Source organism: Bradyrhizobium sp. MI1.7 (assembly GCF_055811795.1).
The window spans coordinates 82,345-89,451 of sequence record NZ_JBVVPO010000038.1 but is presented as its reverse complement, the minus strand read 5'-3'; the positions used below and the strand labels follow the sequence as shown (position 1 = coordinate 89,451).

The following is a 7,107-nucleotide window of genomic DNA, read 5'->3' as shown; positions in this document are numbered from 1 at the left end:
GCGACAGGAGCCGGCGCTTCGATCGCGGTCTCGCGGAAGGCGCGCTCGAGCTCGTCGAGCGAGACTTCGCCCGGACGTAAGGGGCGCTCCAGGGTCTGGTCGATCAGCGTGCCCTCGGTCATTTCTTTTTCTTTCGACGGTGCAACCTTTGCTTCGACGGGAGTGGGAGCTTCCGGGACGAGCGGCGGTGCATCAGCAACAGCACCTGCGGCCATCGCGGCCATGCCCTGCTCGACCATCGCTTCCAGCTTGTCGATGAGATCGCGGTCGTTGCCTTCGGGCTCGGCTTCGGTCGCCTCGAGGCCGGCGAGGATCTCCTTGATGCGGTCGATCGAGGACAGGATCACCGTCACCGCGCCGGCCGTCACCGGCATGCCGTCGCGGAATTTGCTCATCAGGGTCTCGCCGGCATGCGCCAGCGCTTCAAGCCGCGGCAGTCCGAGGAAGCCGCACGTGCCCTTGATGGTGTGGACCAGGCGGAAGATGTTATCCAGGATCTTGGCGTTATTCGGCTCCTGCTCGAACTTCACCAACTGATTGTCGACGGTGTCCAGGCTCTCGCTGGTCTCCGTCAAAAACTCCCGCAACAGATCATCCATGAGCTACGCCTTACTGAGCCGGACTTCGACGCCTGGGCCGCACCTGGAGTTCGGCGGAGGTCCGCGCCTGGATCGTTAGACAACCCCTTTCACGGTCCCGTTAATTTCAGCCTCCGTGCTAATACGGATATTGAAGACAAGTTTGCGCTTCGAGGCCTGCGATAGCGTCTTGCGACAAAAGCGGCGCCGCATCTCACGCGACAGACGCGATAGGTAAACGCTCCGATAACAACACTGCGACGTATGCGAAAAATCCTGCTCGCGAAGGACGATATGCACGGGCCGCGCGAATTGAATCAAATCACGCGCAATCAGAATCGCTCACACCGCCGCCCGCTGCTCGCCTGCTCAATCCGCAACAGCTGCGCTTGCGGTAAACGGACGCTTATTTCGCGGCCGCCGCGATTGCTACCGCGCTAACCCAATTGCGGAGACAGCACGATGCTCCGCGAGACAATCCTCGATGGCCGCGAATAGCGCATCCGGTCTAAACGGCTTGCGAAGGCAACGCGCAGCGCCGAGCTCCGGCGCCATCCGGAGGAAGTCGGGTGCGGGCGCGTTCAAATTTGCGAAGGCGTAGCCGGACATCGCAATCAGCGGAATGGCCGGCGCGTGCTCGTGGAAGATCCGGATCGACTCGAACCTCGCGTGTGCGGCATGAAGATGTCGATCATCATCAGATCGACCTGTTCGTTCTCGAGAGCGCGGAGGCGGCTTCTCCTCCGTCGGCAATCGTCACCCGGAAATGATTCCGCTGCAGATAGATCTCGATGGCCATGCACACCATCGGGTCGTCGTCGACGAGAGTATGGTGCAGGTCTGCCGTCCCCGTTTGAGTTTCCCGTTTCGGCGATTCAAACGTCAAACCGTGGGGCACGCCGTTCTCCTCTGGCTGGTCGAAACATTGATGCAAGCGTCAACGGTCCTGTCGGGAAATCAGGGGCAAGGGGTGCGACAGTCGCGGCGTTGCGAAGCCGCGCGGACCAGTCCCGGATGGATAGAAAATGCGCGCTTGAGGGGAAGCCGCAGGTGTCGGTCGGGTCCGATGACGGCGCAGATGCGATCCTAGCGGCTCATGATGGCCCCCTTGCCGCTTTTTCCTGCCGCCCGGCGCAAGACGGACGCCCCTAATTAACGCGCGAATCAGCGTGCGTTTCTCAATTTCCGCCGCAAATGCCGCAGCCTGTCTGCCCCCCAACGGGTATATGGACGGCCACACAACCTTTACAATATGTTTTGGTCGCCGTGCAACTGAATGACGCACAGGGCGCGGCGGCCGATCGTCCTAATGAACGCGCCGGATTGACCTGCATGACCGCGAGCGGCCACCCGTCCAACCAGTTGCTGCAAATGCTCGGCGTGGCGGATTTCGATCTGCTGCGCCCCCATCTCGCGACAGTCGAAATGGTCAGGGAATCTGTCTTGGCCGAGGCAGGCGCCGCGCTGCGACATGTCTACTTCCCGCACGGCGGGTCCGTTTCGATCACGGTGGGTCTCTCCGAGGGACAGATGATCGAGGTCGCGATGCTGGGCCGCGACAGCGCCGTCGGCGCCGGCGCCGCGCTTGCCGACGGCATCGCTCCGACGGATGCCGCTGTGCTCTTCCCCGGGACTGCGTCCGTGCTCGAAATCGCGGCCTTCCGGGCGGTGGCGGCCGCAAGCGCGCAGTTTCGCGGCCTGATGATCCGCCACGAGCAGGCGCTGCTCGCGCATGCGCAGCAATCGGTGCTGTGCAATACGGTGCACCCGGTCGAAGCGCGGCTGGCGCGCTGGCTCCTGCGTGCCCGCGACCTGTCCGACAGCAAGTTCCTTCCGCTGACACAGGAGACGCTGGCGCAGATGATGGGCGTACGGCGCAACGCGATTTCCCTCGTCGCAAATGCGCTCCAGCGCGCCGGCATCATTCACTACACCCGCGGCCAGATCGAGATCGTCGACGAGCGCGCATTGGAGACGAGGTCCTGCGACTGCTATGCGGCGGTGAAGGGCTGCCACGCCCGCCTGCTGGGAGCCCCGCGATGAAGATAGCCCGGCGCAACCGGCCTGCTGCATGCCGGTGTGCACACAGTGCAGCGGGGGCGCCATCGCAACCGGACATCTTGTCCCAATTGCCAATATATCCCGACGAGAACATGATCAAACTTATCCGTACAGCGAGCAGCCCATTCGCTTCGAGTTCGGGGGCTGACGAGACGGAGGCAGTCTTGGAAACGATGGCGCGCCCATCCAACGGTTTCCTGTCCGCACTGTCGGCGGAGGATTACGAATTGATCCGCCCGCATTTGCGCATGATCGATCTGCCGCACGAAGCGATCCTGGTGGAGACCGGCGAGACGCTCAAGCGCGCCTACTTTCCCCACCGCGGCGTCATCTCGCTGGTGGTGAAACTCGCCAAGGGCGAGCATGTGCAGGTCGCCATGGTCGGCCGCGACAGCCTGCTCGGAACGCTCTCGACCATGGGCGATGCCTGCGCGCTGAACACGGCAATCGTGCTGGTCCCCGGTGCCGCCTCCGTGATGGACCTCGACCGGCTGCGCGACGCGGCCGACCAGAGCAGCACCTTGCGGACGCTGCTCACCCGTCACGGGCTGGCCGTCTACGCACAGGTCCAGCAGACCGCGGGCTGCAACGCCGCCCATCCGGTGGAGTCGCGGCTGTCGCGTTGCCTGCTGCACACCCATGACCTGTCGGGCGATTACCGGCTGCTGCTGACCCAGGAGGCGATGGCGCAGATGATCGGGGCGCGCCGCAACAGCGTGTCGCTGGTCGCCAATACGTTGCAGCACGCCAATTTCATCCACTACAGCCGCGGGCACATCCAGATCCTCAACCTGGACGGCCTGCGCCAGACGGCGTGCGAATGCTACGCCACCGTGAAGGCCCAGTACGACCGGCTGCTCGGCCCGCGCTGACCGGCGCCTTGGTAAACCGGCGGCTAACGCCGGCCTGCAAACACGGATCGTCCTGCTACCGGAACTGAAATTCGGATGCCCTAGACACGGGGCATGCCTCGCGCCGTACAGGCCGCGCGGCAGACGAACCGTGACCAGGACGGGCCAAAGCCATGTTTGAAGTGACCGCCGCGCCGATGCCAAAAGCGCTCGATGCTGCGCCCGCGCGCGAGCCGGGTGCGTACGAAGCGCTGGTGCGGGAGATCGGCGAGGACGGGGCCTGTGAAGTCCGTGACGTGTTCTGGAGCGAGACCTGCGCGCGTCTGCAGCTGTTCCGCACGCTCTCGCTCGCGCGGCACCTCGCCAGGATCACCCGCGAAGCGCATTCGCTGAAGAGCGCGGCCGGAACGTTCGGCTATGTCAGGCTTGCGGCGCTGGCGCTGCGGCTGGAGCAGACCGCGGAGACGCTTGGCGAGGCCGAATTCCACGGTCTCCTCGACCTGATGGATGCCGCCTACGCCGCCGCGCGCGCGCAGGAGCCGCAGGGCTAGAGCCATTTTCGTTTCGATGAATCGGAGCGGGGCTTGCGCAAACCGTATCCACTTCGCTCGAAAACGCTCTGACGAAAACCGCGCCAGGCCCGCCGTACTTCTACGGTTTGGGATTTTCACAGATGGCTAATCATAGGTGGCGATAGTCGCCGGAAACCAGGAGGGTTTCCATGTTCACCTATGAGACTGCGGATCAGAAAGAGGTCCGTCGCTTCCGCATCGCACAGTTCAACGGCAGGACGGCGACGGTGAAGGCTGGCGAGGCGACGGTGACTGGTTTCGTTCGCTCGGTGCTGGAGCAGGAATCGAGCATGCCGCCGCGCTGGACCATCACGATCATTCCGAGCGCGCCGAAGGAAGAGCCCAAGTCGCTGCGGCCGCCGTCGCGGGTACGCCCTTTCGCCGAGGATTATCTCTGAACCCATCGGGTCCCCAGGCCATTCTCAGGCTTGATCGCCCGCCTGGCGGCGCAGGACAGAACCTTAATCGATCGAATGCAGCAGCGCCGCACGGACGAGGTCCGCGGTGTTGCGCGCGCCGAGCTTGCGCATCGCCTCGGCGCGATGGCTCTCGAACGTGCGCGGGCTGATCTGCATCCGCAGCGCGCCCTGCTTGTTCGAGTAGCCCTCGCTGATCAGCCTCAGCACCTCGCGTTCGCGCTTGGTCAGCCGCTTCTGGCCCGACAGGCCCAGCAACTCGGTGCTCGGCACACGCTGCGCTTGCTGTGCGCGGGCGGCGTTCAATTCGGCGCCCTCGGTCCTGGACTGGATCGGCAGGGCATCCCTATGAGGGCCGGCAAGCTGCTTGACCACGCCGCAAACACGTTCGGTCTGCGCCAGCGCATTCTCCACCACGCGCTGCAAATAGGCCCGATCGGCCGTAACCGGCGCGAGCTGGTCGCTGTGGTGCTTGATCTCGCCCATGTAGAGCAGGAGCGCGGTCAGGGGGCCGTTGAGCTCGCGGGCGATGGCGCTGGCCATCTCGTCGGCGGCCTTGGCGCGGACCGCGTTCAGGCGGGCGAAATCGAGCTCTTCGGTCGGAGCAGAGCTGCTTTCGAACCATTCCGACGGCCGCGAATCGGTGGCCGTATCGTTCTGTGACCCCATGTGACTCGTTTAGCGGAACCGAGGCCGGTCTGTGGTTAACTTTTTGCTCCGTAAGACTACGGTAATTTTGGCAGTTTTGTGCTGAAATACCGGCGCAGGCACAATTTATGCTTGAGTACCCACGCAATCGACCACGCGTAGGTTGAGGTTTCGCCCAAAACTTGAGCAGGCGACGAAATGCCTCCTTAACCAACGCTCCCCAGCGGGCGCCCGCGCCTCCCGGTTTTTACGGATAAATTAACAATGACTTGCTTCTCTTGGTCACGATTGAGAGCGCGCAAATGCCTCCACGCATGAGGCCGGTAGGCCTGCGGGAAACGCTGCGGAAGATTGCGTGCCATGAACGAGATCGATCGGCTGTCCGAGTTCTTGCAGAGACTGACGCCGCTCTCGCGCAGCTGTCTGCTCAGCGAGCTCGAGCGGCTCGAACTGTGCGGCATCGACATGCCGGGCTCGTCCGACATCCAGGCGAAGTTGCGCGCCGAGTTCCGCAAGGACGGATCGACCCAGGCACGCGCCACCAGTCCCTCGCGCTATTTCTTCGCGCCGCTCGAACTGCTCCTGATCGACGGCGCACCCGAGCATGCCAATGCGGGGCGGATTTCACGTAACACGCTCACGCCGATCTGGGAGTGGATCTGCCGCGACCTGCTGCCGACCATGGCGCGCGACTACATCAAGGCGATCAACGACCAGGTCACCGCCAACAACCCGAAGGAAGTGCTGAAAACCGCGTCGATCTTCCAGACCAAGGTCCTCAAGGTCCTCGAGAACACCCTCGCATCGGCGGAAAGCACCGAGTTCGCACGCGCCAAGCTCACGCAATACACGGCCTCGCGCACCGCCTTCGACGACGTGAGGAAAATGCAGCAGGTGCTGCGCGCCGGCGACGCGCTGCCGAAGTTCAACGAAAAGCTGCCTGAGAAGATCGCGAAATTCGACGACGGCCAGGTTGCCCAGATCACTGCGCAACTCGATGTCTTCAAGAAGTCCCACCCGGACGCGCTGCCCTTTGCGCTGGCGCTGGTGGCGAGGCGGCTGAAGACGTCCTGGGAGCTGGTGCGCCTTGCCACCAGGATCGCCGCGAGCAAGAGCGTGGCCGACGTCGCCGCCACGCCCTATGCCTGCGTCGTTCCCATGGTGCTCGACCGGCTCGACGACAAGCGGCTCGCCCTGCGGGTCGCGCTCAAGCACAACCGCGTGCTGGTCGCCCGCGACCTGCTCGCCGACATCTACGACACCGAATATGCGCTCAAGGTCCGCATCGACGGCATCGAGGGTTGCGAATGGGGTATCCGGCTCCAGCAATTGATGGATGCGATCGCGGCGCTGGTGTCCGCCGAGGTGAGCCGCTTCCCCTCCAATGTCGGCCACATTCTCGGCTCGCGCCGGCTGCGCAGCCACGACACGCTCGGTGGCAAGCTGTCCTATCTGGCCTGGAAGGGACGCGACGCCGTGCAGGACGGCGCGGCGGCGTTTCGCAAATTGATTGGGCAGACCTGATACTGCGGCGCGGCTACTCCGCCCGCGGCAGGCACAGGAAGCGATCGGTAAATCGTCCTGACAGAACGAATCTGAACCACCAATACATCAATCGCCGCGTCGTCATTGCTGTAATCCTCGACAGCCCACCACCGGCTGCGCACAGCAATAGCGCAGGTGCAGCAAGACACATGTGATGTGCTTCACATTTGCGCCGCCGCAGCCGGCCACGTTGTCGCAGAACTGTCACGCGTAAACCATGGAACATGCGCGCATCGCGTGAAAATGAACTCTCCCATCGCTGCCATCGTGTCGATCCTGCGATGCACCGCAAGAGCGACGGGAAGGAGGTTGCGATGAGATCGAACCGGCGGACATCGACGATGGCGGCATTGCACGCGCGCGCCAGCGCCGCGCGAAACGCGAGCGGTTCGTAGCGCGTTGAACGAGCTGAATGCGCAGCTCGACAAGCACGGAT

Annotated in this window: 7 protein-coding genes and 1 pseudogene; 5 read left to right on the top strand and 3 right to left on the bottom strand. The window is 63.6% G+C overall.

Annotation, left to right across the window (positions count from 1 at the left end):
* Together AC0L3X_RS29155 and AC0L3X_RS29150 are read right to left on the bottom strand one after the other, a co-directional pair.
* Positions 1-599 (bottom strand): Hpt domain-containing protein (locus AC0L3X_RS29155; protein WP_473317036.1); only part of this gene is annotated, 599 nt, incomplete at its 3' end.
* A gap of 408 nt (positions 600-1,007) precedes the next feature.
* Positions 1,008-1,476: pseudogene (locus tag AC0L3X_RS29150) on the bottom strand (response regulator).
* Between the two features lie 434 nt (positions 1,477-1,910).
* On the opposite strand from AC0L3X_RS29150, the gene AC0L3X_RS29145 reads away from it, so the two are divergent.
* The 4 genes from AC0L3X_RS29145 to AC0L3X_RS29130 all read left to right on the top strand — a co-directional run bounded on the left by AC0L3X_RS29145 (position 1,911) and on the right by AC0L3X_RS29130 (position 4,460).
* Positions 1,911-2,621 (top strand): Crp/Fnr family transcriptional regulator, encoded by a 711-nt coding sequence (locus AC0L3X_RS29145; RefSeq protein ID WP_063980461.1) that lies wholly within the window; start codon positions 1,911-1,913, stop codon positions 2,619-2,621.
* Between the two features lie 191 nt (positions 2,622-2,812).
* Complete coding sequence (locus AC0L3X_RS29140) at positions 2,813-3,511, top strand: Crp/Fnr family transcriptional regulator (protein WP_038943206.1); 699 nt, start codon at positions 2,813-2,815, stop codon at positions 3,509-3,511.
* A gap of 152 nt (positions 3,512-3,663) precedes the next feature.
* On the top strand, positions 3,664-4,041 hold the full coding sequence (locus tag AC0L3X_RS29135; protein ID WP_063980460.1) for an Hpt domain-containing protein: 378 nt from the start codon (positions 3,664-3,666) through the stop codon (positions 4,039-4,041).
* Between the two features lie 170 nt (positions 4,042-4,211).
* The gene (locus AC0L3X_RS29130) at positions 4,212-4,460 is read left to right on the top strand and encodes a hypothetical protein (protein ID WP_063980459.1); all 249 of its coding nucleotides are present in this window, start codon (positions 4,212-4,214) and stop codon (positions 4,458-4,460) included.
* Positions 4,461-4,523: 63 nt separating this feature from the next.
* Here the strand turns inward: AC0L3X_RS29130 and AC0L3X_RS29125 are convergent, their stop codons facing one another.
* Positions 4,524-5,147 carry a helix-turn-helix domain-containing protein gene (locus AC0L3X_RS29125; protein ID WP_063980458.1) on the bottom strand — a complete coding sequence of 208 codons (624 nt, stop codon included), beginning with the start codon at positions 5,145-5,147 and terminating at the stop codon, positions 4,524-4,526.
* 339 nt (positions 5,148-5,486) lie between these two features.
* Between AC0L3X_RS29125 and AC0L3X_RS29120 the strand changes: the two genes are divergently transcribed.
* Positions 5,487-6,650, top strand: a complete 1,164-nt coding sequence (locus tag AC0L3X_RS29120; protein ID WP_063980457.1) for a hypothetical protein — start codon at positions 5,487-5,489, stop codon at positions 6,648-6,650.
* Positions 6,651-7,107: the final 457 nt, after the last annotated feature.